Source organism: Klebsiella sp. WOUb02 (assembly GCF_050058015.1).
GTDB lineage: Bacteria > Pseudomonadota > Gammaproteobacteria > Enterobacterales > Enterobacteriaceae > Klebsiella.
On sequence record NZ_CP170110.1, the window covers coordinates 1,798,408 to 1,822,544 of the forward strand.

The 24,137-nt window shown below is 57.1% G+C and carries 24 protein-coding genes, 1 tRNA gene and 4 pseudogenes; 12 read left to right on the forward strand and 17 right to left on the reverse strand.

Translation table 11 applies throughout. The annotated features are described in order from the left end of the window. Positions 1–32 precede the first annotated feature (32 nt). Positions 33–1,358: a guanine deaminase gene (gene guaD / locus ABOC21_RS15575; RefSeq protein ID WP_426815192.1), complete on the forward strand. Its 1,326-nt coding sequence runs from the start codon at positions 33–35 to the stop codon at positions 1,356–1,358. Between the two features lie 27 nt (positions 1,359–1,385). Here the strand turns inward: guaD and uraH are convergent, their stop codons facing one another. Both uraH and uraD read right to left on the reverse strand, forming a co-directional pair. Then, positions 1,386–1,712, reverse strand: coding sequence for a hydroxyisourate hydrolase (uraH, locus tag ABOC21_RS15580; protein ID WP_426815193.1), 327 nt, complete (start codon positions 1,710–1,712; stop codon positions 1,386–1,388). Continuing rightward, entirely contained in the window at positions 1,709–2,227 is a 519-nt protein-coding gene (gene uraD / locus ABOC21_RS15585; protein ID WP_426815194.1) for a 2-oxo-4-hydroxy-4-carboxy-5-ureidoimidazoline decarboxylase, read from the reverse strand. Before uraD ends, uraH begins: the two co-directional genes overlap by 4 nt. A 300-nt stretch (positions 2,228–2,527) precedes the next feature. On the opposite strand from uraD, the gene hpxO reads away from it, so the two are divergent. Beyond that, complete coding sequence (gene hpxO / locus ABOC21_RS15590; protein WP_426815507.1) at positions 2,528–3,682, forward strand: FAD-dependent urate hydroxylase HpxO; 1,155 nt, start codon at positions 2,528–2,530, stop codon at positions 3,680–3,682. On the opposite strand, the pseudogene hpxR reads toward hpxO, so the two are convergent. Next, a pseudogene (gene hpxR, locus ABOC21_RS15595) lies at positions 3,679–4,624 on the reverse strand (LysR family hpxDE operon transcriptional regulator HpxR). The gene hpxO and the pseudogene hpxR overlap by 4 nt on opposite strands. Positions 4,625–4,751: 127 nt before the next feature. On the opposite strand from hpxR, the gene hpxD reads away from it, so the two are divergent. Both hpxD and ABOC21_RS15605 read left to right on the forward strand, forming a co-directional pair. Next, positions 4,752–5,789, forward strand: a complete 1,038-nt coding sequence (gene hpxD, locus ABOC21_RS15600; RefSeq protein WP_426815508.1) for a molybdenum cofactor-independent xanthine hydroxylase subunit HpxD — start codon at positions 4,752–4,754, stop codon at positions 5,787–5,789. 12 nt (positions 5,790–5,801) lie between these two features. Then, positions 5,802–6,773, forward strand: coding sequence for a PDR/VanB family oxidoreductase (locus tag ABOC21_RS15605; protein ID WP_426815195.1), 972 nt, complete (start codon positions 5,802–5,804; stop codon positions 6,771–6,773). A gap of 379 nt (positions 6,774–7,152) precedes the next feature. On the opposite strand, the gene ABOC21_RS15610 is transcribed toward ABOC21_RS15605, so the two are convergent. From ABOC21_RS15610 to ABOC21_RS15625, 4 genes are read right to left on the reverse strand one after another with little or no spacing between them, the layout of a single operon-like run. Next, on the reverse strand, positions 7,153–7,473 hold the full coding sequence (locus ABOC21_RS15610; protein ID WP_426815196.1) for a hypothetical protein: 321 nt from the start codon (positions 7,471–7,473) through the stop codon (positions 7,153–7,155). Continuing rightward, on the reverse strand, positions 7,470–7,709 hold the full coding sequence (locus tag ABOC21_RS15615) for a hypothetical protein (protein WP_426815197.1): 240 nt from the start codon (positions 7,707–7,709) through the stop codon (positions 7,470–7,472). Before ABOC21_RS15615 ends, ABOC21_RS15610 begins: the two co-directional genes overlap by 4 nt. A 17-nt stretch (positions 7,710–7,726) precedes the next feature. Further along, entirely contained in the window at positions 7,727–8,452 is a 726-nt protein-coding gene (locus tag ABOC21_RS15620; protein WP_426815198.1) for a DarT1-associated NADAR antitoxin family protein, read from the reverse strand. 4 nt (positions 8,453–8,456) lie between these two features. Continuing rightward, on the reverse strand, positions 8,457–9,518 hold the full coding sequence (locus ABOC21_RS15625; RefSeq protein WP_426815199.1) for a DarT ssDNA thymidine ADP-ribosyltransferase family protein: 1,062 nt from the start codon (positions 9,516–9,518) through the stop codon (positions 8,457–8,459). A 384-nt stretch (positions 9,519–9,902) separates the two neighbouring features. Between ABOC21_RS15625 and ABOC21_RS15630 the strand changes: the two genes are divergently transcribed. Further along, complete coding sequence (locus ABOC21_RS15630; RefSeq protein ID WP_426815200.1) at positions 9,903–10,238, forward strand: gamma-glutamylcyclotransferase family protein; 336 nt, start codon at positions 9,903–9,905, stop codon at positions 10,236–10,238. Between the two features lie 76 nt (positions 10,239–10,314). On the opposite strand, the gene ABOC21_RS15635 is transcribed toward ABOC21_RS15630, so the two are convergent. The 3 genes and pseudogenes from ABOC21_RS15635 to ABOC21_RS15645 all read right to left on the reverse strand — a co-directional run bounded on the left by ABOC21_RS15635 (position 10,315) and on the right by ABOC21_RS15645 (position 13,064). Continuing rightward, positions 10,315–11,340, reverse strand: coding sequence for an LLM class flavin-dependent oxidoreductase (locus ABOC21_RS15635; protein ID WP_426815201.1), 1,026 nt, complete (start codon positions 11,338–11,340; stop codon positions 10,315–10,317). 176 nt (positions 11,341–11,516) lie between these two features. Next, positions 11,517–11,954, reverse strand: a pseudogene (locus ABOC21_RS15640) (DeoR family transcriptional regulator); the annotation flags it as partial. 906 nt (positions 11,955–12,860) lie between these two features. Then, positions 12,861–13,064: an ECs_2282 family putative zinc-binding protein gene (locus tag ABOC21_RS15645; protein ID WP_426815202.1), complete on the reverse strand. Its 204-nt coding sequence runs from the start codon at positions 13,062–13,064 to the stop codon at positions 12,861–12,863. A gap of 190 nt (positions 13,065–13,254) precedes the next feature. On the opposite strand from ABOC21_RS15645, the pseudogene ABOC21_RS15650 reads away from it, so the two are divergent. After that, a pseudogene (locus ABOC21_RS15650) lies at positions 13,255–13,615 on the forward strand (hypothetical protein); the annotation flags it as partial. A gap of 123 nt (positions 13,616–13,738) precedes the next feature. Here the strand turns inward: ABOC21_RS15650 and ABOC21_RS15655 are convergent. Beyond that, positions 13,739–13,826 (reverse strand) — tRNA-Ser (locus tag ABOC21_RS15655). Between the two features lie 143 nt (positions 13,827–13,969). After that, complete coding sequence (locus tag ABOC21_RS15660) at positions 13,970–15,598, reverse strand: ABC transporter substrate-binding protein (protein ID WP_426815203.1); 1,629 nt, start codon at positions 15,596–15,598, stop codon at positions 13,970–13,972. A gap of 267 nt (positions 15,599–15,865) precedes the next feature. Between ABOC21_RS15660 and yccA the strand changes: the two genes are divergently transcribed. Together yccA and tusE are read left to right on the forward strand one after the other, a co-directional pair. Next, a complete protein-coding gene (gene yccA / locus ABOC21_RS15665; RefSeq protein WP_426815204.1) occupies positions 15,866–16,525 on the forward strand; it encodes an FtsH protease modulator YccA in 660 nt (219 codons plus the stop codon). Positions 16,526–16,612: 87 nt separating this feature from the next. Further along, positions 16,613–16,942: a sulfurtransferase TusE gene (gene tusE / locus ABOC21_RS15670; RefSeq protein ID WP_426815205.1), complete on the forward strand. Its 330-nt coding sequence runs from the start codon at positions 16,613–16,615 to the stop codon at positions 16,940–16,942. Here the strand turns inward: tusE and yccX are convergent. From yccX to ABOC21_RS15685, 3 genes and pseudogenes are all read right to left on the reverse strand, one after another. Continuing rightward, the gene (yccX, locus tag ABOC21_RS15675; protein ID WP_426815206.1) at positions 16,939–17,220 is read right to left on the reverse strand and encodes an acylphosphatase; all 282 of its coding nucleotides are present in this window, start codon (positions 17,218–17,220) and stop codon (positions 16,939–16,941) included. The genes tusE and yccX overlap by 4 nt on opposite strands. Positions 17,221–17,271: 51 nt before the next feature. Further along, positions 17,272–18,061 (reverse strand): annotated as a pseudogene (locus ABOC21_RS15680) (helix-turn-helix transcriptional regulator). A 22-nt stretch (positions 18,062–18,083) separates the two neighbouring features. Beyond that, a complete protein-coding gene (locus tag ABOC21_RS15685) occupies positions 18,084–18,638 on the reverse strand; it encodes a YbhB/YbcL family Raf kinase inhibitor-like protein (RefSeq protein ID WP_426815207.1) in 555 nt (184 codons plus the stop codon). A gap of 219 nt (positions 18,639–18,857) precedes the next feature. On the opposite strand from ABOC21_RS15685, the gene rlmI reads away from it, so the two are divergent. Then, entirely contained in the window at positions 18,858–20,033 is a 1,176-nt protein-coding gene (gene rlmI / locus ABOC21_RS15690; RefSeq protein WP_426815509.1) for a 23S rRNA (cytosine(1962)-C(5))-methyltransferase RlmI, read from the forward strand. Positions 20,034–20,092: 59 nt separating this feature from the next. Further along, complete coding sequence (gene hspQ / locus ABOC21_RS15695; protein WP_041144837.1) at positions 20,093–20,410, forward strand: heat shock protein HspQ; 318 nt, start codon at positions 20,093–20,095, stop codon at positions 20,408–20,410. A 32-nt stretch (positions 20,411–20,442) separates the two neighbouring features. On the opposite strand, the gene ABOC21_RS15700 is transcribed toward hspQ, so the two are convergent. Then, complete coding sequence (locus ABOC21_RS15700) at positions 20,443–20,856, reverse strand: CoA-binding protein (RefSeq protein WP_426815208.1); 414 nt, start codon at positions 20,854–20,856, stop codon at positions 20,443–20,445. Between the two features lie 154 nt (positions 20,857–21,010). Here ABOC21_RS15700 and mgsA point away from each other — a divergent pair, with 154 nt between their 5' ends. After that, positions 21,011–21,469: a methylglyoxal synthase gene (gene mgsA / locus ABOC21_RS15705; RefSeq protein WP_426815209.1), complete on the forward strand. Its 459-nt coding sequence runs from the start codon at positions 21,011–21,013 to the stop codon at positions 21,467–21,469. A 31-nt stretch (positions 21,470–21,500) separates the two neighbouring features. On the opposite strand, the gene helD is transcribed toward mgsA, so the two are convergent. Then, positions 21,501–23,555 (reverse strand): DNA helicase IV, encoded by a 2,055-nt coding sequence (gene helD / locus ABOC21_RS15710; protein ID WP_426815210.1) that lies wholly within the window; start codon positions 23,553–23,555, stop codon positions 21,501–21,503. A gap of 122 nt (positions 23,556–23,677) precedes the next feature. Between helD and ABOC21_RS15715 the strand changes: the two genes are divergently transcribed. Continuing rightward, positions 23,678–24,124 carry a YccF domain-containing protein gene (locus ABOC21_RS15715; RefSeq protein ID WP_426815211.1) on the forward strand — a complete coding sequence of 149 codons (447 nt, stop codon included), beginning with the start codon at positions 23,678–23,680 and terminating at the stop codon, positions 24,122–24,124. Positions 24,125–24,137 lie beyond the last annotated feature (13 nt).

The window sequence follows — 24,137 nt, forward strand, 5'->3', positions numbered from 1 at the left end:
TTGCTCAATGCGCGATGCAACAGGGAGCCAACATGACGGAAACCATCAGGTCGTACGACGCCGCAGTTCGCGGGGCGTTTTTTGATATTGCCCGGGTCGCCGACGGCGCTGACGATATCGCCCGTCACGCGCGCTATCTTGCCGACGGAGTGCTGTTTATTAAGGACGGAACGATCCAGACGCTGCTGCCGTGGCAGGAGGGAGAGCAGTTTCTCCACCCGCACAGGGGCTATACCGACCTGCGCGGCCGGCTGCTGCTGCCGGGCTTTATCGACGCCCACGTCCACTATCCGCAAACGGAGATGATCGGCGCGTACGGCGAACAGTGGCTGGAGTGGCTCACCGCCTACACCTTCCCGGTGGAGAGCCAGTTCGCGGATGAGGCCTACGCCGCGGAGATCGCCCAGTTTTTTGTCAACCAGCTGCTCAGCCACGGCACCACCACCGCGCTGGTCTTCTGCACGCTGCATCCTGAGTCGGTCGATGCGCTGTTTAGCGAAGCGCTGCGTCTGAATATGCGGCTCCTCGCCGGGAAGGTGATGATGGACCGCCACGCGCCGGATTATCTGACGGAGACGGCGGCGCAGAGCTACCGGCAAACCCGCGAGCTGATCCAGCGCTGGCACCACCGCGGGCGCCTGGGCTACGCCATTACCCCGCGCTTTGCCCCCACCTCCACGCCGGAGCTGCTGTCGGCCGTTCAGCAGCTGAGGGAGGAATTTCCGGACACCTGGCTGCATACCCATCTGAGCGAAAATCTCAACGAGGTGGCGTGGGTGAAAAGCCTGTGGCCGGAGCATGAGCACTATCTCGACGTCTACCACCACTATCGGCTGACCGGCGAGCGCAGCGTGTTTGCGCACGGTATTCATCTGGCCGACGCGGAGTGGCGCTGCCTGCACGAGACCGGTTCCGCGCTGGCCTTCTGCCCGACCTCGAACCTGTTCCTCGGCAGCGGCCTGTTTCGCCTGCCCGCCAGCTGGCAGCAGCGGGTGCGGATCGGTATCGGCACCGACGTGGGGGCGGGAACTACCTTCAGCATGCTGCGCACGCTGGGGGAAGCCTATAAAGTCGCGCAGCTACAGAGCTATCGCCTGCCCGCCTGCGAGGCCTTTTACCACGCCACCCTCGGCGGCGCGCACGCCCTGCGCCTCGACGATAAAATTGGCAATTTCCAGCCGGGGAAAGAGGCCGACTTCGTGGTCATCGACCCGGCAGCCACCCCTTTGCAGCGGCTGCGCATCGGCCGCTGTAAGGATATCTACGAGCAGCTGTTTGTGCTGATGACCCTCGGCGACGAGCGCAATATCAGCGAGACCTGGGTCAACGGCGAGCCCGTCTGGCGCCAGCAGGGCTGACGCCGCAGGCCGGGCCGCAAGGAAAAGTTAGCTCCCCCGATAGGTTGACCAGCCGCCGGGGGCGATCAAAAACGGCAGGTGAAAGTGCTCATCGTCATCTTCGCCGATGGCGAAATCGATCTGCGCGCTAAGGTAGAGCGTTTCCCGCCCGTGGCGCGTAAACCAGTCGCCAATCTCCGCCACCAGACGATAGCGCCCGGCAATCAGCATACCGGGCGCCAGCAGCGCAATGCGGCCCTGCTCATCGGTCAGGCCGCTGGCGATCGTTTGCCCGCCCAGCAGCAGGTTCACCGCCACGCCCTCGGCGGGCCTGCCGCTGGAGATATCGAGAATATGGGTACTCAACGTATTCATTCGCCTATGACTCCCGTCAGTCTTAATAAGGTAATTTCGCGGAGCTGCGCCAGCGCCTCTTCCGCTTCCTGCGCCTCGTCGTGCTTTAGCCGCTGCGTCAGCGCCCGCAGGATCTCCTCCCCGCTGCGGCCTTTGGCGCGGATCAGGAACACCCGCCCGAAGCGGGCTTCGTAGCGGGCGTTGCCCTCTTTTAGCGCCTGAGCAAGGCGCGCATCCTTCTCGTTGACCGCCGCCTGCTCCCGCCGCGACAGCGCGGCGTGCGCCCCACCTGCGGGCGGCTTTTCGCCGATGCGCGGATGGGCGCTCAGCGCCCGATCCAGCTCGGCCTCTCCCCAGCGCTGCGCGGCCTCCCCGGCGGCGGCCAGCAGCGCGGCAAGGTCAGGATAGGGGCGGCCCCGCACCAGCGCCGCGGCCCAGGCGGGGATCGCCACGCAGGGTCGCAGCAGGCCGCAGGCCGCCTCTTCATCCAGCCGGTTAAACTCCTCAATCGCGATCGTCGCGGCCTCTTCGGACATAAAGTTTCGCCCCCTTTTTCGTCATCAACAGCATTAGCGCAGTATTGCACAGAGCGGCTTGCACAAAGCAGGCCACATTCCCGTTCGACGGGCCTCGCCGCCGCGGCCAGGTGAAACGGTTGATTCGCCGCTGCCATATTTACAATTTTTGATGCAAAAAAAGGCAATTACGGCCCGTTAATGCACCACTTTAGCGCATACCTCCCGCCGGCGCGTCCGTCGGCTGCCCCTTCGGCGCCCGGCGGCAAGCTGGTACGCAAATTGCTCGGTTCTTCAGGACGCATGCCACAGGAGAAGATGATGAAAGCATTAGTGATGGGCGCCGGTATCGGCGGCCTGAGCGCGGCCGTCGCGCTGAAAGAGGCCGGGATTAGCTGCGAGGTGTTTGAGGCGGTGCAGGAGATTAAGCCGGTTGGCGCCGCCATCTCAATCTGGCCCAACGGGGTGAAGTGCATGAACCGGCTGGGCATGGGCGACATCACGGAGACCTACGGCGGCCCGATGCGCTATATGGCCTATCAGGATTACCTGGAGGGAAAAACCCTGACCCGCTTTAGCCTTGCGCCGCTGGTCGAACGCACCGGCGGCCGTCCCTGTCCGGTCTCGCGCAGCGAACTGCAGGGCGAGATGCTCAATTTCTGGGGCCGCGACGCGGTACGGTTCGGCAAGCGAGCCACCCGCGTGGCGGAGGATGACGACGGCGTAACGGTGTGGTTCAGCGACGGAACCACCGCCCACGGCGATATGCTGATTGCCGCCGACGGCAGCCACTCGGCTCTGCGCCCCTACGTGCTCGGCTTTACCCCCGAACGGCGCTACGCGGGCTACGTCAACTGGAACGGTCTGGTGGAGATTGACGAGTCCATCGCCCCCGCCGACCAGTGGACCACCTTTGTCGGTGAAGGCAAGCGCGTCTCGCTGATGCCGGTAGCCAGGGGGCGCTTCTATTTTTTCTTTGACGTCCCCCTGCCGGCCGGACTGGCGGAAGATCGCAGCACCCTGCGGGCGGATCTTAGCCGCTATTTCAGCGGCTGGGCGGCGCCGGTGCAGAAGCTGATCGCCCGCCTCGATCCGGTCACCACCAACCGTATCGAAATTCACGATATTGAGCCCTTCGACCGGCTGGTACGCGGGAAGGTAGCCCTGCTCGGAGATGCCGGGCACAGCACCACCCCGGATATCGGCCAGGGCGGCTGCGCGGCGCTGGAGGACGCGGTGGTGCTGGGCGAGGCGTTGCGCGAAGGCGGGGATATCGCCGCCGCGCTGCGCCGCTACGAAGCCCGGCGCTGCGAGCGGGTTCGCGATCTGATACTGAAGGCGCGCAAGCGCTGCGATATCACCCACGGCAAGGAGATGGAGCTGACCGAGGCCTGGTATCGGGAGTTGCAGGAGGAGAGCGGCGAGCGGATTATCAACGGCCTGTGCGAGACGATACAGGGCGGCCCGCTCGGCTAACCGCCGCCTTCAGGGCGCGCAACCCGACTTTCGCCAACGGCGCGCATCTCCTCCATCACCGCCGTTAGCTTCTGAATCACCATCTGCGCCGGACGCGAGAGCTGGCGCGATGGCGCGGCGCACAGCGCGAGGGTCAGCGGCCGCAGCAGCTTATTGCGCAAAGGGATAAACGCCAGCTGCCCGCTTTTGACCTCATCCAGTACGTCCAGCAGGCTCAGCACCGTCACGCCGCTGCCTTTGAGGATCAGCGATTTAATCAGGCGAATATCATTGCAGCTGACGCCGTTGGCCGGCGAAAAGCCGTAGTGCCGGTAGAGCATCGCCACCCGGTCGTGCACGATCAGCGGCGCGCCGGGAACGATGTGCCGCTGCTGGCTAAGGTCGCCCAACGACAGCGTCGCCGCCTGCGCGAGGGGGCTGTCCGGGCGCATCACCACCCCCATCTCCAGCTCGACGAACGCCAGCACGCTGAGCCCCGCCTGCCCTTCCGGGTCGAGGATCAGGCCAAAATCGACGTCGGCCTGACGAACCTTTTCGCTCACCGCGTGGCTCTCCGCCACCCGCAGATTAAGCTCCAGCCACGGCCACCCGGTAATGATATCGGCCAGCGCCGCGGCAAAGCTGCCCTCCGCCAGCGCCTGCACCATGCCGATGCTGACGCTGCCGCGCTTTAGCCCCTGCAACTCGTCAAACTGCTGGCGGGTAAGCTGAAACTCTTTTTGCCAGCGCAGCAGATTGTCATAGAGCAGGCTCTCCGGCGGTGGTCATGCGCAGCCCTTCCGGCAGCCGTTCAAACAGCGGCGTACCGAACTCCTCTTCGGCCTGCAGGATCTGGCGGTTAATCGCCGAGGCCGAGATATGCAGCTTTTCAGCCGCCCGGCGCAGGCTGCCGCTGCGGGCCACCGCGGCGAAATAGATAGCGAAACGCGAAAACGGACTCATATCCCACCTGTTCTCTTTTTTGCAACGGGTTAGTGAATTAATGGCGATGGATGTCAACACCCTAATATGACAACAATAAAGTCACAACAATTAAACAAATGCTTTTCCGTGAGCAGGAAGGAACATGATGAACAGAATCAACCCCACCCCACCGGCCCGCTGCACCTTCGAACCGGACGACTGGCTCAGGCTGGCGAAATGCTGGCACCCGGTAGCCCGCGCCGAGGACGTCGGCGGCGCCCCGCTAAAGGCGACCCTGCTGGACGAACCGCTGGTTATCTACCGGATTAAAGGCTCGGTGGTGGTCGCCCGCGACGTCTGCCCCCATCGCGGCGTACCGCTGACCCTCGGCTCTCACGACGACGAAGGGATTATTTGCCCCTATCACGGCCTGCGCTTCGGCGAAGAGGGGCGCTGCAACCGAATCCCCTCCAGCCCCGACCAGCCGGTTCCGGCGAGGCTCCACCTGACCCACTATGCGGTGGAGGAGCGCTTTGGGCTGGTCTGGGTGTGCATGGCCTTCGACCCGGAGAACCCGATGCCGCTGCCCACCATGCCGCACTGGCACGATGAGGGGTTTCAGCAGATCAACTGCCCGGCGTTTGAAGTCAACGGCTTTGCCGGTCGTCAGGTGGAGGGGTTTCTCGATGTCGCCCACTTTGCCTGGATCCATACCGATACCTTCGCCGACCCGGATAATCAGGAGGTGCCGGCCTACAGCCCGCAGGAAACCTCTTTTGGCTTTATTGCCGATTACTGGAGTTCGGTCGGCAACTATCCGGCCAGCGCCGGATTCCGCGCGCCGGAGGGATTTCAGTGGCTGCGCCATTTCGAGATGCACCTGCCCTTTACCGCGACGCTGACCATCCACTTCCCCGGCGAAGCCCGGCTGGTGATTATGAACGCCGCTTCGCCGGTATCGTCACGCGTCACCCGCATGTTTGCCCCGATTGCGCGCAACTTCGATCTCCACGTTCCGGTTGCGGACGTGCACGCGTTCAATCTGCGCGTCTTCGAGGAGGACCGGCTAATGGTCGAAACCCAGCGGCCGGAGAGGCTGCCGCTGGACTTAACCCTTGAGGCGCATATTCCCGCCGACCGCAGCTCAATTGCCTATCGTCGCGGGCTGCAGAAGATGGGCTTTGGCGACTTTTTCCTCGTCTAGACGGAGGCGTAAATGAGCGAACTGCTGCAGGTGGTGGTTGACGGAATGTGGCGCGAGGGCGATGCCAGCCTCGCCGTCAGGCTGGTGGTCAGGGACGGAAAGCCGCTGCCCGAGTGGCGGCCGGGGGCGCATATCGATCTCCATCTGCCGGATGGGATGATGCGCCAGTACTCGCTGACCGGCCCGACGAGCGGCGCGGAGGGCTACCTGATCTGCGTCGCCCGGGATCGCGCATCGCGGGGCGGATCGCGCTATATCCACGAGACGCTGCGCCCGGGCCAGGCGCTGCGCATCTCTCCCCCGCGCAACCTGTTTACGCTGCAGCCGGCGGAACGCGTTGTGCTGCTGGCCGCCGGTATTGGCATTACGCCGCTGTACGCGATGCTGCTGCAGCTCGAAGCGGACGGCGTGCCGGTTGAGCTGCACTATTACGTCAAGCGCCGCGAGAACGCGGCCTTTATCCGACCGCTGGCGCAGCGCTTCAGCCAGGGAACCTGCGCCCTGTACTGCTCCGAAGAGGGGCAAAGCCCGCGTCAGCATCTTACCGCGACGCTCGCCGGGGGGGGCGCCGGTCAGCATCTGTATCTGTGCGGGCCCCACGGGTTTATGACCTGCGCACGCGAAGTCGCGGCGGAAAAAGGCTGGCCGGAGGCGCAGATCCATAGCGAAGCGTTTCAGGCGACGCCGGCGGTCGCCGACGTCGGCGGCGAGGCCGACACCTTTACCGTGACCCTCGCCTCGTCAGGCGCGCGGTGGCCGGTTCCGGCGCACCAGACTATCGCCCAGGTGCTCCAGCAGCAGGGAGTTGCGGTCCCGCTCTCCTGCGAGATGGGGATGTGCGGCGCCTGCCTCACGCCGGTGATCGAGGGCGTTGTCGATCATCGGGATACGGTGCAGTCCCCGGCGGAGAAGGCCGCCGTCGCGCAGCGTATCGCGCTCTGCTGCTCCCGCAGCCGCTCGCCCAACCTGCTGATCGACCTCTAGCGGAGCCGCTTTCCGCCGGCGCCGGGCTGCCAGAGAGCAGACCGGCGCCCTGCCTGCCGACAAAATCCCGCTATAGCAAAAGTTAACCCATCATTCCCTAATGGCATAATTTTTATAAAAATTATTCATTTTCATTCTGAAACAAATACCGTCATATTTGTATGACAAATCCGGTGTCGCCGGACGCAGCCTGCTGGCCGGGAGTATGAAAAGAACTCCTCAGGCGGACGCCGCGCGCGAGGATCCTGACCAGCCGTCTGGGCACTGCCTGGCGCAGCCTCCAGACCGATGCTCAGGAATCATTCTGAACATCCACAATAAAATTGAGTACTATCCGAGCATTTGCCAGCCAGGCTTTTGGCTGGCTTTTTTTTGGCCGCTACTGGCCTGATTTTTCGCTTTTTAGCAGCTCGCTTAGCCGGGCGTGGTTTTGCGCAAAGAGGGCGTTAAACGTCTCGCGGCTCTGTGGGTCTAAACCCGCCAGCAGCGCCTCATGCTGCTCGTGCCTGCGGATACTCTCCTGCACCGACTTCAGCGCCGCCTCCATCGCAATCAACTCTCCTGCCAGCTCGCTCTCCAGCTTTGAGCGATAGAGAGACTCCCGCGCCAGCAGGCTCATTTTACGATTGGCGTGATCAATCGCGGCGCTGCTTTTTTGCAGCGATTCGGCGACGGCGGCCAGTATTTTATTCTCGCTCATTGCTCCGTTCCCCCCGCCGGGAGCAGCCTCAGCGCCTCTGTCAGCTGGCGATGAAACATTTCCCGCTGGGTGACGCTCAGCGCATCCACCTGTTTTTTCACCGCGTTCACGCGGTCGAAGTACGCTTGCCGCACTTCCGCCTCAATCTCCCGTCGACGCTCGGCGGGAATATCGGTAAAGGCATCCGTTGATGCAGAGTCGGTGGTGAAAACCGTGCCAGGGAGTCGCCTGACCATAAGAGCCTCCTGATAATTTAAAACAGACGCATATTGCGCGGATCGCCGTCGCTGGTGTTGTGAATGGTGAATCTCTCGATCAGTGCAATAAACTCGTCGCGCGGCGGGATCGCTTTATCCAGCAGCCTCCGCTGGCGCAGAGCGCACCACAGCGCCACGGAGTAGGCCTGGCAGTTCACCGATTTTTCCGGGTTGAATTCAATGTCGGTAAACGCGGAGAACTCCAGCACACTCTCTTTAAGCGGCGAATGGCTGAGCGCGTTGAGGTACAGCCAGTCATAGAAGGCGGTTTTCGGCTCTAATTCCCAGATGATGGCCGCGCGCTGTTCGCTGGGCTGGAAAGAAAAATGCGCCAGCCGCCCGGACGTTTTCAGCTGTTCCGCACGCCGGGCCTCTTTCGGCGCCATGCGCATCAGTTCGCGAAAGGGCCCGCGCAGCACCCCGTTATCCATAAAGACTTTCGAAGACTGAAACAGCGATTCCACGCTAATAAACTGTCCGCCGCTACTTCGCACCCCCATATTAAAGGCGCTCAGCGCCCTGCCCGTCTCCTGCGTGGACTTACTGGAAACTTCGAGAATTTTCGCTTCCGGGACGCTTTGCCGATAGTTCTCGTGCAGGGAGGCAATAGATTTCTGCTTTTGCGACACCGCCAGTCCGGCCGACCAGCTGAAGTCTACGTTAGCGATATCGACCAGGGTATCCCCCTGGCCCCTCGGGATAAAGACGGGACGTACGGCCATAAATTTACCTGAAAGAAAAACGGGAAGGATCGACGGTGATTATCACCGGACTCTCGCGTAACCATAAAGGAATACTCGCGGCGCTGTAGAAAATAACCTCGCTAATAAACCCGGGCGCAATATTGCCAAGATAGAGGATCTCGGCCTGAATATCATACGGACGATCTCCCGACTCTTCGCCGTTATCCCCGACAAACATGGTCTGAGAGGCCGCATGTTTTTTACGCTCGCCAAGGCTTACCGCCTTAACCGCACTCGACGCCGCGTTGCTGCGGCAGAACACCGCCCGGTTTAGCAGCTGTGGAAAGTCAAAAGAGGGTTCGATGGGTCCGCTGAGCAGCTCATTTTTGATTTTCAAAATCACCCAGTCGCTATCGCTTAACCCATGAGAATATTTGTAGAACATTTTATTATTAATATGGCCAACCGAGAGAGATATTGAGTCCCTCACGCCATCCAGCCGCAACTCATCATTATAGTGAAAAGGATAGCCTTTATTTTCAATTTGCTGGCGGGTCATAATACCCGATGAAAATATTCCCTGCAGATTATTCAGGTGGGTGAAATGATACAGCGAAGAGATATTCCGCCGCCTGACCTGCGAAAAGTCGATGGCCCTTGACCAGTTAAATTGCTGAATTGCATAAAAGGGCTTACCCGGAACCTGCTGCATAAATGCGTAGTGTAAATCGGACGTATAGGCCGGCGCCAGATGAGTTAGTCCGGTTATCGCATATCGCGTTAGCATATAATCCTTGAAGCCGACGACATGCATAATAATAGCCAACGCCTCGCTCATCGTAATCGACACCGGTATATTATTAAGCTCGCTAATTCGCGGCGATTTTTCTTTATTAACGTTCTCGGGAGCATGAAATAACGAATTGCGCCTCAGCGCCGCTTCGCGTAAAAAATCTCGCTCCGGCTGGCGCGACTCGGGCCTTGTGAACGTCGTCTGCGGCGCGGCTGGCGGTTGACTACCTGATTTAGTAGGGGGCGTTTCCTTTTTTTTTATTAAATTACCAATAACCGCCAGCACAATTAGAATGCCAATTATCGTCCACATATGAACTCCAGCAGCCGCATTATGATTTTGTTGTGTGTAAAAACGCATCGCGCCGTCGCTCTGATAAAAAGGACGGGCAAGTATTATCTTATTAGTATTTTTACGCCGGTTGTCGGATCCACTGAACGTGCAATAAACAGGCGCGCTCTACAGTAATCCATTCATTGGGTGAACTCAAGCGGCATCAATATGTCGAATTTTTATCACCAAAGGGGCCGTAAAAAACAGCAGCCCGTCATGCCATTATGCAATCAGACAGAATAAGCCCCTGTCCACGCGGATGACCGACCGGGCCGCAGCGCTTTTAAAAACGTCGCGATTGCGCCAGTATGGGCGCTCTCCCCCGCCCGCCGGGGAATTCAACACTTTGCTTAATGAGGGATAATGGAACGCTTATTTGTCTACGGTACGCTGCGTCCGGGCCACGCTAATGCCCATATTCTGGAAAATATCGGCGGCGAGTGGCTGCCGGGCGCGGTGAGAGGCACCTTTTACGAGCGCGGCTGGGGCGCTGCCGCTGATTTTCCGGGGATCGTCCTGAGTGAAAACGGGCCGCAGGTCCACGGCTATCTGTTTTTCTCCGCCCGGCTGGCGGAGTTCTGGTCCGCGCTGGATGAATTTGAAGCGGGCTACGACCGGGTGGAAGCTGAGGTGACGACGGCCGATGGGCAGCGCCTGTCCGCGTGGATCTATCAGCTACAGCCGCAGACGCACCCGTAGGGTCGTGCGTGCAGCGTATCGATGATTAACGCCCCGCATGGCGCAATGCCTGCGGAGCGTTTTGCCTTACAGCCAATTAATCACGCCAGCCCAGCGCCGGCGCAACGTGTTTGAGAATCGACTCGATAACGTGCACGTTGTAATCCACGCCGAGCTGATTCGGCACGGTCAGCAATAAGGTGTCGGCTTCGGCAATCGCTTCATCTTTCTTCAGCAGCTCGACAAGCCTGTTCGGCTCTGCGGCATAGCTGCGGCCGAATATCGCGCGCGTTTTCTCATCAATCAGGCCGATCGTATCGCCGTCATCGCGGCCGGAACCGAAATACATCCGATCGCGATCGTCCATCAGGGCAAAAATGCTGCGGCTGACCGAGACGCGCGGCGTACGGGAATGCCCCGCCTGCGCCCAGGCCTCGCGGTAGGCTCGAATCTGTTTTGCCTGCTGAATATGGAAAGGCTCGCCGGTCTCGTCATCTTTCAGCGTCGAGCTTTGTAAATTCATGCCCAGCTTCGCCGCCCATACCGCGGTGGCGTTGGAGCCCGCGCCCCACCAGATGCGCTCGCGCAGCCCTTCGGCATACGGCTCGGGGCGCAGCAGGCCCGGCGGGTTGGGGAACATGGGCTGCGGATTCGGTTTGGCAAAACCTTCGCCTCGCAGGACGTCCAGCAGCACTTCGGTATGGCGACGCGCCATATCGGACTCGTTTTCTCCGTCCGCGGGCACGTAGCCAAAATGACGCCAGCCGTCAATCACCTGCTCCGGAGAGCCGCGGCTGATGCCAAGCTGCAGGCGACCGCCGGAGATCAAATCCGCCGCCCCCGCGTCCTCGGCCATATACAGCGGGTTTTCATAGCGCATATCGATAACGCCGGTGCCGATTTCAATGCTGCGGGTTTTCGCGCCTATCGCGGCCAGCAGAGGAAACGGCGAGCTGAGCTGGCGGGCAAAATGATGCACCCGAAAGTAGGCGCCGTCCGCGCCCAGCTCTTCGGCGGCAACGGCCAGATCGATGGATTGCAGCAGCGCGTCAGCGGCCGAACGGGTTGCGGACTGCGCCGACGGCGTCCAGTGACCAAATGACAAAAATCCAATCTTTTTCATGACGTATTCATCCTGGTTTGCAGGGAAATGATCCGCAGGCCGGCATTAACCACGATGCCGTCAATCAGCGCCTGCCGAGACTAACCTCTACTTTACGCATTCGCTGCTGAGGATAAATATCGTTTGTTTAACATAATGCATCAAATAAATTGACCGAGTGATGCGGGGCCTTGAGCCGCAAATTCTGCGGCCTGCGCCTGGTTCGCCCCCTTTCCACCGGGGCCAAGAGAGCTGCCCAATGCCATCAGGGATTCTCCCCCCTTAGGGAATCGCGCAACTTTCGCCACAATATCCACGTTAAATGAACCAAGAATGCAGACCTTATTTTTCATATTATCCACTGAACCTTTCTCATATTTTCCCTGTCCGATATGCTTCAACAGAACTTCAAAATCATTGTCCGTTTCAGCAATGAGCTTTGATTGTAGACTTTTACGTATAATCATGGCTCCGCCATGACAGCGCTGGATATATCCCTGCTGAGCCAGGATTCTCAGGTCGCTGCGTATTGTTTCTTTGGTGACATTAAAATGCTGAGCAAGATATTTTACCGTAGCGCTAGTATGTTTATACAGAAAACTAAGGACATGACTCCTCCTCTCGTCCATAAACATGTTTGACCTCCCGTTGCTGGATAAAGAATAGGTGAGCGGGACTGTTTAAAAAGTGATTCATATCGTGTAACAATCAAAAAAACAAAAACAAACAAAAATGAAACACTCATAATCCGTATCGAAGGTTATGAAGGTACAGGATGGTTATCACACAGCATCAGGTACATTACCTTATTCTTTGAACTAGTGAACCATCACGCTTTAATTAATTAAAAAGCAAAGAGTTACACTAGGCTCACAACAAAAGTCACCGTGGTGATATCATCATTGACGCCATCGCTGCATCATGCAGGGGCCAGGGATGAAATCTATATACGCTTCCAGCTTTACACACCCATGTCTCTGCCCTCAGTGCTCTGCAATACCGTATCCACGACAGGTATCCTCGGGTTCATCGGTTTATAGCGATGTTTCCACTCAGGGAAAAATCGAAAGGGGATCTCGGACTACGGAAAATAATTCAGCTCACGCTGAACGAAAGAAATTTCACCGACCGAAGAGTCGCTTCTGAACTGACGTACTCTGACTTTTCGGTAGCACAATCGGTGTTGAATCTGGACAGCCTATCGCCTTATTCCGGAATTAATGGCAGTTGCGCCAATGGTCAATATTAACTATTTAAACCAACGAGTCCCGGTAGTTCGGAAAACATTTCTTTCATCACGTACTGTTCTCAGAGGGATGATAAATAATCCACGAAAACTTGTTCATGGCAACGAAATATAGGCTACCGGTCAAGGATCAGACCAACCACTGTGGCTCAAAAGATGGTTCACAACACTATTAGGTACAATAAAAAGAATCCAACTTCCTTAACCTCAACAAAGGATATTTCTAACATCCTGTTGAATTATAAAGAAAGATCAATATTGATAAATCCGGTCAAATTTATCGTAGCACATTCAATTAATAAAGCGCCTTCCCGAGCATATCTTTTAGAATAATTTCAGAATAATTTCTCGCCTGTTGAATAAGATCTGCCTTACAAATAACTAGACCACAATTAGTACAGGCCCGCCCCTCAACACGCTCAATATCTTTGATGTCAATGCCACTTGATGAAATAATTTCAAACTGGCAACCTGGACACTTCACAGTAAATTCATGCATAGAAATCTTTATCCCTGACGTGAAAACAAAGAACGCTGACTGATGTAAGTTCAAACACGACCATTTAAACTAGAAATATATCTCCACTCATAGCGCAATTAATGGATAATTAATGAATTAAATTGTTATATATATTTCAAAAAATTTCAAAAAAAACTACCGATAAAACCCCATGACTTACCGATAGTAAGTGTATGGTTGGGAATTTGAGCGGGGATATGTGAAAGGAAATCCATGTAAAGGCATCCGTAAACTTACGTTCGCTGACAGGGTTGTATACATTCCCGATAAGAACTATCTGGCAATTTATCAGCATGCGCACACAGCTTAACCGGAAAACGTTTAATACCTGGTGGAATGATGCAAAGCGGGAAGCGGGGCTAAAATTGGGACGAAAGATCCCCGGCACCTTTCACGACATCAAGGCAAAGGCGATTTCAGACTTTGAAGGGAGCAGTAAAGATAAGCAGATATTCAGTGGACACAAGACCGAACTGCAGGTGGCAACCTATGACAGGAAGGTGAAAATCTCTCCGACTCTCAACGTTCCACCGCTGCAGAAAGACGAGCGATCGGGAGTGTCAAGGCGGAAAATATACCAGGCGAATATACCAACACTATACCAGGATCCCAAAGCAAGAAGGGGTTACCTTTCGGTAACCCCTTCTTTTATTTGGCGGAAGCGTAGAGATTCGAACTCTAGAACCCTTTCGGGTCGCCGGTTTTCAAGACCGGTGCCTTCAACCGCTCGGCCACGCTTCCGGTATGGGGCGCACTATAAACACCTCTGTTCAGGCTGTAAAGCACGATTTTGTTCAACTGCCTTAAAAATAAACAAAAATGTGTTATTCGTCTGAAAATCAGGCGGTTTGCGCAGAATTTCAGCGTCAGGCGCCCTCTTTGCCTTAATGTTTTTTGATGTACATGTCCCTGGTGAAGTAATACCCCAGCTTATCCGGCGTAAATCCGCCGACCCACGGCTTCACCAGATGTGTGCGGACATAGTGATAAACCGGGACGGCCGGGACATCTTTGCCCAACAGATCTTCCGCCTGCTGATAAAACTTGCCGCGGGTGGCCACGTCCGGCGCTTTAGCCGCATTACGCAACGCTTCATCGTACGCAGGATTGCTGTACTGGCTGGTGTTTTCACTATCGCCGGTACGGAAGTTATTGAGGAAGGTAGCGGCATCATCATAATCGGCAATCCACGCATAGCGCACAGCATCAAAGTTATGCGTATGCATGGTGTCGAGCATCGTTTTCCACTCCTGGTTTTGCAGCTTCGCCTCAACGCCGAGGTTTTTCTTCCACATCGAGCTGGCGGCAATCGCCACGCGCTGATGCGATTCGGAAGTGTTGTAGAGCAAATTGAACACCAGCGGGTGGCCGTCATTATAACCGGCTTCGCTCAGCAGCTTTTTCGCCTCGGCAATACGCTTGTCGCGCGGCCAGCTGGCATAGTCAGGGTTCTGCAGCTTTACGCCGCCAATATCAGGCTGGCTAATTAGCCATGCCGGACGCTGACCCTGTCCCAATACCTTCTCGGCGATGATGTCTTTGTCCAGCGCCATATTCAGCGCCAGTCGAACCCGCGGGTCGTTAAACGGCGGCTTCGTGGTATTGAACTCATAATAGTAGGTCGCCAGCTGCGGCGAGACGTCCAGCTGCTCGCCCATGGTTTTTTTCAACTGAGCAAACTGGTTAATCGGCACCGTATAAACGATATCGATTTCCCCCGCTTTATAGCGATTAACATCTGCCGCCTCGGAGCTAATGGGCAAATAGGTCACTTTATTGATGACGGTATCGGCATTATCCCAATAGCGCGGATTGCGCTCGGCCACAATACGCTCGTTCACCACCCATTGGGACAATTTATAGGCGCCGCTGGTCACCATATGCTCGGGTTTGGTCCACTTCTCGCCGAAGCGACTAACCAGCACTTTATCAAGCGGTACCAGAGACGGGTGCGCCAGCATCGGTAAGAACGCCGCGTTAGGCTGGCTTAAGGTGACTTCCAGCGTAGCGTCATCGATAGCCTTCACGCCCAGCGTATCGGGCGTTTTTTTACCCTGCGCGATATCCTGAGCATTCACAATATGCATATTCCCCGGATAGCTGGCATAGGGTGATGCCGTAGTCGGGGAGACCAGCCGCTGCCAGCTCCAGACAATATCCTGCGCGGTAATCGCGGTCCCGTCAGACCACGTGATGCCCGGACGCAGATGAAACGTCCATACGGTGTTATTTTTATTTTCCCATTTCTCCGCCAGACGAGGCTGAATCTCGCCCCCGGGAGAGACGCTGACCAGCCCTTCGAAGAGATCGCTGATGATGTTGAATTCAACGTCGCTTTCGACTTTATGCGGATCCAGCGATGAAGGCTCGCTGCCGTTATTTCTGACCAGCTCCTGCTTCTCTGCCAGCACGGTCCCGGCCGGAACCTGTGCAGCGAGAGTCGGTGCCGCTGCGGCGAGTAAACCCACCATCATTAATGCCTGCGTGATGTCGTTATATTTTTGTAATTTCATATCCCTTGCCTTTATGACGCGTCGTTTGTACCCTATCCACACTTAGTCACAGAATGGCTATAAAGCAATATTTTTCAGTAACCTATCAGATTTCGATCTGGTTTCCGACGCTAAACACACAAACACACTGCAATTTGGTTATTTATCAGAACAATATGCTGGACACTAGCGTTGAGGTCTAAGTAAAGATGGGTAAAAGCACTATGGCTTCCGGCGTGGTTTTTTTATGCTGCGTTATTAATAACATCTGTCATAAGAGAGTGACTCATGGATCGTATAATTACGTCGTCGCGTGACCGTTCATCGCTGCTCAGCACGCACAAAGTTCTACGGAATACCTATTTCCTGCTCAGCCTGACGCTGGCATTTTCTGCCATCACGGCAACCGCAAGCACCGTCCTGATGCTGCCTTCTCCCGGGCTGATTCTGACCCTGGTCGGCATGTACGGGCTGATGTTCCTGACCTATAAACTGGCCGATAAGCCCTCGGGTATCCTCGCGGCCTTCGCCTTTACCGGCTTTCTGGGCTATATCCTTGGGCCGATGCTTAACGCCTATCTGTCAGCGGGCATGGGCGATTTGATCGGCCTGGCGCTGGGCGGTACCGCGCTGGTGTTCTTCTGCTGCTCGGCGTACGTGCTCACGACCCGCAAAGATATGTCTTTCCTTGGCGGCATGCTGATGGCGGGCATCGTGGTGGTGCTGATCGGTATGGTTGCGAATATCTTCCTGCAGCTGCCGGCTCTGCATCTGGCAATCAGCGCGGTGTTTATTCTGATTTCATCCGGCGCCATCCTGTTTGAAACCAGCAACATCATCCGCGGCGGCGAAACCAACTATATCCGCGCAACCGTGAGCCTGTACGTGTCGCTGTACAACATCTTTGTCAGCCTGCTGAGCATTCTGGGCTTCGCCAGCAAAGACTAATCTCTCTCGCGTTCTTCTCGGGCCCTGCTTATGCGGGGCCTTTTTTTTTGCTAAACTGCCGCCAGTTTTAGCGGTGTGTGAAGAATTATGTTGATCTTTGAAGGCAATGAAATTGAGACCGATAGCGAAGGCTATCTGAAAGATACCACCCTCTGGAGTGAAGCCCTGGCAACGGCCATTGCCGGGCAGGAAGGTATTGTCCTGTCGGCGGAACACTGGGAGGTTGTGCGTTTTGTTCGCGACTTTTATCTGGAGTTCAACACCTCGCCGGCTATTCGGATGTTAGTGAAGGCGATGGCGAATAAGTTCGGCGAGGAGAAAGGCAACAGCCGCTATCTCTACCGCCTGTTCCCCAAAGGCCCCGCCAAACAGGCAACGAAAATTGCCGGGCTGCCCAAACCGGTGAAATGCATCTAGTACAGAATGGCGAATTTTTGCCACTCTCTGGTGGGCTGATGAGGCTCCGTATGCACCCGGTCGACCCGCGCGCTGCGAGGCCCGCCCTCCTTCAGCCAGTTCACCAGCGCCGCCACCTGCTCCGCCTCACCGCAGGCCAGAACCTCTACGCTGCCGTCGTCAAGATTGCGCGCGTAGCCCGTCAGCCCTAAGCGTAGCGCCTCCCGCTGCGTCGTGTAGCGAAAGCCAACCCCCTGAACTGAACCATATACCCACGCCATCGTGCAGAGTGTCGCCATAATTGCTCTCCTTTGATGTCAATACCCTACGCTGAGAATAGCAAACTCCGGCTAGCGTACGTGCTTCGGCAGCAGGCCATAGTGCTGGCGAAAGCGCGCCGTGAAGCGCGAACCGGACTGATAGCCGCTGTTCAGCGCGATCTCACCTATCGGTAATGAGGTCGATTGTAGCTGGCCGAGGGCATAGGCCATACGCACCTCCTCAACAATCTGGCGAAAACTTTGATCTTCCTGCTGCAGGCGACGACGCAGCGTCGATTCGCCAAGAAACAGCATCTTCGCCACACGCGGGACGCTCCACGCCTGCGCCGGCGACAGCATAATAATTTGCCGCACCTGGCCGCTCAGATTCTGCTGCCTCTCATTAAGCAATGGCCCGGCGTAGCCCGCCTGATGCAGCGCCAGCAGCAGCCCCATCGCCTGGTGATACTGCAGCTCCGCCGACAGCCCGCCGCGCACCGCCTGCAGGACGTTTTGCCACATAAACAGCAGATCCGGCGTTACCGGCGCGCACAGGGAGGTGAGTCGCCCGGGCTGCGGCTCGCTCATATAGCGTGCTTTAAAATCCGCCAGTAGTTCTGGCGTCAGGGAGAGCAGATCGGAGCAAAACAGCCCGTTATCCGGCTGATTAATCACCTCAAGCTCAAGATCGGCCGGCAGAATAACCAGTCTGCTGCGGCGTGGCCAACATCTGGCTGACGCCCTGAACGATAATTTTGCTGCCGCGATTGACCCGGCACAGAGCGGGGGCAAATAGCGTCACGCGATGCAGTTTATACAGCCGCCGGGAGGTGATTTCCGCCGCGCTTAAGGCGTTATGGCGAAAGTTAATATTCTGCATCAGGCCATCCATCTTTATGGGGTTAGCGCCCCGCCCTTGCCGTCAGCTGCGCGCTGGCGATAGCGTGGCTATGCAACATAAATCCAACCAGCGCGCCGCTGGCCTGCGCATCAATGGGTAATGTCGGCGTATCAAGCGCCCACACGGTAAAACGGTAGCGATGAGGCCTATCCCCGACGGGCGGACAGGCACCGCCAAATCCGGCATAGCCAAAATCATTACGTCCCTGAACCGCTCCGTCCGGCAGTTTAGCGCCGTTTTTATCCCCGGCGCCAGCGGCTAAACTCGTCACGCTGCTGCTGATATTCACCACCGTCCAGTGCCACCAGCCGCTGCCGGTTGGCGCATCCGGGTCGTAGGCGGTGACGGCAAAACTACGGGTTCCCGGCGGCGCATTTTTCCAGGCCAGCTGCGGCGAGACGTTGCCGCCGCTGCAGCCAAAACCGCTGAACCAATGAGCCTGAGCGAGGCTTCCTTCATCGCGCATATCGCCGCTGGTCAGCTGAAACTGCGCCGCCGCCGCGCTGCCGCTCATCGCTAACATCAAGGCCGTTGCTAAGCCAAATCCTGTTTTCATTGTATTTTCCTCCGTTGGGTTGAGGAAAACACTGTAAGATCCGCGGGTGATTTTTATTGTGCCAAAGTGCCTGTGTTTTGTGCCGAAACGCTCACCTGCTCGCGTAGCGGGCATGGTGCTTGCCGCGGCCACATGTGCTAACCTACGCGCCATTTTTTCGGTGCCGACATTCCCGTTGCTAAAGGTAGCCCCATGACAGATTCCATTTTCCCCCGCTTAGTGTTGACCAAAGGACGCGAGAAATCCCTGCTGCGTCGCCATCCCTGGATTTTCTCCGGTGCCGTCGCCCGTATGGAAGGTAAAGCCCGTTCCGGCGAAACTATCGATATCGTTGATTCGCAGGGGAAATGGCTTGCCCGCGGCGCGTTCTCTCCGTCATCGCAAATCCGCGCGCGCGTCTGGAGCTTTGACCGCAACGAGGAGATCGATATTGCCTTTTTCGAACGCCGTCTGCAGCAGGCGCAAACCTGGCGCGAATGGCTGGCGGACCGCGATGGTCTCGACAGCTATCGTCTGATTGCCGGCGAGTCCGACGGGCTGCCGGGCGTAACGATTGACCGCTTCGGTAATTTTTTCGTTCTGCAGTTGCTCAGCGCCGGCGCCGAATACCAGCGTGCCTCCATCGTTAGCGCGCTGCAGACGCTGTTTCCGACCAGCTCCATTTACGATCGCAGCGATGTCGCGGTACGTAAAAAAGAGGGTCTGGATCTGGCACAGGGCCTGGTTACCGGCGAAATGCCGCCTGCGCTGCTGCCCATTACCGAGCATGGAATGAAGCTGCTGGTGGATATTCAGGGCGGCCACAAAACCGGCTTCTATCTCGATCAGCGCGATAGCCGCCTGGCGACCCGCCGCTACGTTGCCGGCAAACGCGTCCTCAACTGCTTCTCCTATACCGGCGGCTTTGCCGTTTCCGCCCTGATGGGCGGCTGCAGCCAGGCGATCAGCGTCGATACCTCCCAGGAGGCACTCGACGTAGCGAAGCAGAATATCGAACTGAACCAGCTCGATCTCTCCAAAGCTGAATTTGTCCGCGACGACGTCTTTAAGCTGCTGCGTAAATATCGTGACCAAAATGAAAAGTTTGACGTGATCGTGATGGATCCGCCGAAATTCGTTGAGAACAAAAGCCAGCTGATGGGCGCCTGCCGCGGCTATAAAGATATCAACATGCTGGCTATCCAGCTGCTCAATCCCGGCGGAGTCCTGCTGACCTTCTCCTGCTCGGGTCTGATGACTACCGATTTATTTCAGAAAATCATCGCCGATGCCGCAATTGACGCCGGACGTGATGTACAATTTATAGAACAGTTCCGCCAGGCTGCCGACCATCCCGTGATCGCAACCTACCCGGAAGGTCTGTATCTGAAAGGGTTTGCCTGCCGCATCATGTAACTTGAAAAGTGGAACGTCGCCCGCATATAGCAGGTAATAACGTTTCCCAGGAGGTGCCTATGATTGCCAGCAAATTCGGTATCGGCCAGCAGGTTCGCCATACTCTGTTAGGCTTCCTCGGCGTGGTCGTTGATATCGATCCAGAATATTCGCTTGCAGAGCCGGCGGAGGACGAAATTGCGGCCAATGACGAGCTGCGGGCGTTGCCCTGGTATCATGTGGTGATGGAAGATGAGGATGGTCAGCCCGTTCATACCTATCTTGCCGAAGCGCAGCTCAGCAGCGAGCCCAGCGATGAGCATCCTGAGCAGCCCTCAATGGACGAGCTGGCACGGACCATTCGCCAGCAGCTGCAGGCGCCTCGACTACGCAACTAGTAGAAAAACCCCGCCGCTGCGGGGTTTTTTATTTACTTCGCCAGCCCTAACCTCGGGATTTCAATCGCCGGGCAGCGATCCATCACCACGTTTAGCCCAGCCTCTCGTGCCAGGACGGCCGCCTGCTCGTTAATCACCCCCAGCTGCAGCCACAGCGTCCTGGCGCCGATGGCAATAGCTTCCTGAGCGACGCCCAGCGCCGCGTCGGAGTTGCGAAAAACGTCGACCATATCCACTTTTTCCGCCACATCTGCCAGCGTTGCGTAGCCCTGCTGCCCCAGCAGCGTTTTACCCGCCACCTTCGGCGAAACCGGGATGACGTGATACCCCTGCTCCAGCAGATACTTCATCACCCGATAGCTTGGGCGGTCCGGTTTATCGCTGGCTCCCACCAGCGCAATAGTCCGTGTTGAGGTCAGAATGCCTGCGATATCGTTCTCTTTCATTTTATCCTCCCGCTATTTAGCCCAAGTGTAAGCTAAACCAGACTAACCGGCCATCCGCTCCGACTAACGGATACGTCAAAATTTTTCACCCTGAGGCTTGCAGCAGCAGTCACTTCCAGTAATCTGTCTGCAAACTAAAATGTGGAATAAAATTATGGAACTGACGACACGTACGCTGCCCGCGCGCAAACATATCGCCCTGGTTGCTCACGATCACTGTAAAGATATGCTGATGAAGTGGGTTGCTCGCCACCAGACGCTGCTGGCGCAACACGAACTCTACGCAACGGGAACTACCGGCAACCTCATCTCCCGGGCAACCGGGCTTGCGGTTAACGCGATGCTCAGCGGTCCGATGGGCGGCGACCAGCAGGTCGGCGCGCTAATTGCGGAAGGGAAAATTGATGTGCTGATTTTCTTCTGGGATCCGCTAAACGCCGTGCCTCACGACCCGGACGTTAAAGCGCTGCTGCGCCTGGCGACGGTATGGAACATTCCCGTTGCAACCAACGCCTCAACCGCCGACTTTATTATCCTGTCGCCAAACTTTGGCGAGCCTCTTGATATTCTGATCCCGGATTATCAGCGTTACCTGGCGGAACGTCTTAAGTAGACTCTGCTGCTGGCGGCCAGGCCGCCAGCCGTTACGGTTTTCTCGCGACCGGCACATCCAGCGCTTCCAGCATCTCCACAAACGCCGACGGCCGCTCTTTGTTGAACAGCAGCCAGACGCGAAGACGTGCACGCGTGATGGCGACGTACAGCAGGCGCCGCTCTTCCGCATCGGGAAAATCCTCCGGCTGCGGCAGCAGCGCCTCTTCCATGATCGACTCCCGTGCCGGAGCCGGGAACGCATCATCGCCGTCCTGAAGCCCAAGGACAATCACGAAATCCGCCTGCTGCCCCTTGCTGGCGTGAATCGTCATAAAATCGAGCTGCAGATGCGGCCATCGCGTAGCGGCCTTCTCCAGCGCGGCGGGTTTCAGATGATGGTAGCGCGCCAACAGCAGGATCCGCTGATCCGCTTTCACATAGCCGCTCAGCTTATCGAGCAAATCATCGAGCTTATCGTCCGCCAGCAGCGTGACGGCTTTTTTATCCCCGACGGTCAGGCTATTGAGCGGTTTGCTCAGCTGGTGCGGATTTTGTTGAATAAAGCCGTTCGCCACTTCACCAATGCGGCCATTAAAGCGATATGTGGTATCCAGCGCGCAGCAATCCCCTTCGCCAAAATAGTGGTTGAACGCGGTAGTCAGCGAAAGCTGGGCGCCGCTGAAGCGATAGATTGCCTGCCAGTCGTCGCCGACCGCAAATAGCGTGGTCTGGGTATTCTGCCGGCGCAGCGCGGCCAGCAGCGAGGCCCGCTGCGGTGAAATATCCTGAAATTCATCAACCAGAATATGCTTCCACGGGCTGACAAAACGACCCTTATCAAGAATATTGATGGCCTGATGGATCAGGCCGGAGAAATCAACCGCATTCTCCTCTTTCAGCGCCGTTTTCCACGCCTTCAGCAGCGGTGCCATCAATTTTACGCGCTTAGCAAAAAGCTCGCGTATCTCCTCCGGCGCGCCGGCGATCATCTCCGCCTGTGAGCCACCGTGCATACGCATCAGGCTGACCCAGCGATCGAGGCGGCTCGCCATTCGCCGCTGTATTTTTTTGTCCTGCCAGAAATCGCTTTCCGGCACCTGCCAGCCCATCTCGTCTTCCAGCCACTGTCGCCACCCCTTGGCATGCGCCTTTTTCTCCTGACACTGCTGCTGCCAGTTTTTCAGCAGCAGCGCCTGACGCGCCTGGCTTTCGCTCTCGAGCTGGCTAATAGACGGTACCTTTTTACTGCCCTGCTGAATAATATGCAGAGCCAGGGAATGAAACGTCCGCGCCGAAATATCATCCGAGCCCAGCCGCTCGCGAATGCGCTCGTCCATCTCCTGCGCCGCCTGACGACCAAACGCCAGCAGCAGGATCTGCTCAGCCGCCGCCTCCCCCCTTGTCAGCAGCCATCCGGCACGGGCAACCAGCACCGAGGTCTTGCCGCTGCCGGCGCCGGCGAGAACCAGCAGAGAATGCTCCCCGTTAACCACCGCTCGCGCCTGCGCCGGGTTAAGCGGCGACGACTCGACGCCCGCAAAAAATGCGCCATACTGCTCCAGCATCGACGCAGTGAAAGCCTGATTATGGGCCACTCTGGCCACCTCGGTGTCGCCCAGCCAGCGCTGACATTGGCGCCACGGCTCGCGACAGTTGTCGAAAGCGTCAAGCCGGCTGGTCGGTATCGGCAGCCCGGTGAGCGCCCGGCGAATTTTACCCTGCACTTCGCTGACCTGCTGACGGGTCAACCACTTGCCTTCTGCGCTGGAGCGGGCGATCTCTGCCAGCTGTTGGCTCAGTACGTCGGCGGCAATGGCGCTCATTTCCGCGCTCCACTGCTGCCATAGCGCATCCAGATGATGAAAGAAACGCTGGGTTTCATTCCATTCGGTACCATGCAAACGCACAACCTTACCGTCCGGGAGCACGAACTCCAGCTCGCCCCAGACCAGCCCGCGCCGACAATGAACTGACAATAACTGATTGAAAGGTATAAGATACTCGTGGCTATCGCCGGAAACTTTCACCCCGGCGTTAAGCAGCTGCACCCTGTCATAGGGATGCTGCGCCATGCGTTTGCCCAATGTTGTCGCTTTAAGTTCCATATCATGCCGAATTTCAATCAGGTTGGATGTTTTTAAGTTTAACCGCCAGTGACCGGGTGCTCCAGCGTAAAAAACGTTACAATGGCCGGGTCTTATTATCCACAGGAGTGAACGGAGGGTTTATGCGTACCATTCTGAATATTTTGAACTTTATCCTCGGCGGTTTCGCCACTACGCTGGGCTGGCTGCTGGCGACGCTGGTCAGCATCATTCTGATCTTCACGCTGCCGCTGACCCGCTCATGCTGGGAAATTACCCGCCTCTCCTTTCTACCCTATGGCAATGAAGCCATTCACGTCGATGAACTCGAGCCGCAGAGCAAAAACAGCCTGCTGAATGCAGGCGGTACCGTGCTGAATATTTTATGGTTTATTTTCTTCGGCTGGTGGCTGTGCCTGATGCATATCTTTAGCGGCATCGCCCAGTGTCTGACCATTATCGGTATCCCGGTTGGTATCGCCAACTTTAAAATCGCCGCCATTGCTCTGTGGCCCGTGGGACGTCGGGTTGTTTCCGTAGAAACAGCCCGCGCCGCGCGTGAAGCTAACGCGCGCCGCCGTTTCCAGTAATCGGACGGAATAC

Bases quoted from the DNA above. Each gene is read 5' to 3' on its own strand.
- ABOC21_RS15645 (WP_426815202.1), bottom strand. From the start codon at position 13,064: ATGCATGAATTTACTGTGAAGTGTCCAGGTTGCCAGTTTGAAATTATT.
- hpxD (WP_426815508.1), top strand. From the start codon at position 4,752: ATGAACAGAATCAACCCCACCCCACCGGCCCGCTGCACCTTCGAACCG.
- ABOC21_RS15685 (WP_426815207.1), bottom strand. From the start codon at position 18,638: ATGAAAACAGGATTTGGCTTAGCAACGGCCTTGATGTTAGCGATGAGC.
- uraD (WP_426815194.1), bottom strand. From the start codon at position 2,227: ATGTCCGAAGAGGCCGCGACGATCGCGATTGAGGAGTTTAACCGGCTG.
- ABOC21_RS15605 (WP_426815195.1), top strand. From the start codon at position 5,802: ATGAGCGAACTGCTGCAGGTGGTGGTTGACGGAATGTGGCGCGAGGGC.
- yccA (WP_426815204.1), top strand. From the start codon at position 15,866: ATGGATCGTATAATTACGTCGTCGCGTGACCGTTCATCGCTGCTCAGC.
- ABOC21_RS15615 (WP_426815197.1), bottom strand. From the start codon at position 7,709: ATGGTCAGGCGACTCCCTGGCACGGTTTTCACCACCGACTCTGCATCA.
- helD (WP_426815210.1), bottom strand. From the start codon at position 23,555: ATGGAACTTAAAGCGACAACATTGGGCAAACGCATGGCGCAGCATCCC.
- ABOC21_RS15715 (WP_426815211.1), top strand. From the start codon at position 23,678: ATGCGTACCATTCTGAATATTTTGAACTTTATCCTCGGCGGTTTCGCC.
- ABOC21_RS15630 (WP_426815200.1), top strand. From the start codon at position 9,903: ATGGAACGCTTATTTGTCTACGGTACGCTGCGTCCGGGCCACGCTAAT.
- hpxO (WP_426815507.1), top strand. From the start codon at position 2,528: ATGAAAGCATTAGTGATGGGCGCCGGTATCGGCGGCCTGAGCGCGGCC.
- guaD (WP_426815192.1), top strand. From the start codon at position 33: ATGACGGAAACCATCAGGTCGTACGACGCCGCAGTTCGCGGGGCGTTT.
- yccX (WP_426815206.1), bottom strand. From the start codon at position 17,220: ATGGCGACACTCTGCACGATGGCGTGGGTATATGGTTCAGTTCAGGGG.
- mgsA (WP_426815209.1), top strand. From the start codon at position 21,011: ATGGAACTGACGACACGTACGCTGCCCGCGCGCAAACATATCGCCCTG.
- tusE (WP_426815205.1), top strand. From the start codon at position 16,613: ATGTTGATCTTTGAAGGCAATGAAATTGAGACCGATAGCGAAGGCTAT.
- ABOC21_RS15610 (WP_426815196.1), bottom strand. From the start codon at position 7,473: ATGAGCGAGAATAAAATACTGGCCGCCGTCGCCGAATCGCTGCAAAAA.
- ABOC21_RS15700 (WP_426815208.1), bottom strand. From the start codon at position 20,856: ATGAAAGAGAACGATATCGCAGGCATTCTGACCTCAACACGGACTATT.
- ABOC21_RS15625 (WP_426815199.1), bottom strand. From the start codon at position 9,518: ATGTGGACGATAATTGGCATTCTAATTGTGCTGGCGGTTATTGGTAAT.
- ABOC21_RS15620 (WP_426815198.1), bottom strand. From the start codon at position 8,452: ATGGCCGTACGTCCCGTCTTTATCCCGAGGGGCCAGGGGGATACCCTG.
- hspQ (WP_041144837.1), top strand. From the start codon at position 20,093: ATGATTGCCAGCAAATTCGGTATCGGCCAGCAGGTTCGCCATACTCTG.
- ABOC21_RS15635 (WP_426815201.1), bottom strand. From the start codon at position 11,340: ATGAAAAAGATTGGATTTTTGTCATTTGGTCACTGGACGCCGTCGGCG.
- uraH (WP_426815193.1), bottom strand. From the start codon at position 1,712: ATGAATACGTTGAGTACCCATATTCTCGATATCTCCAGCGGCAGGCCC.
- ABOC21_RS15660 (WP_426815203.1), bottom strand. From the start codon at position 15,598: ATGAAATTACAAAAATATAACGACATCACGCAGGCATTAATGATGGTG.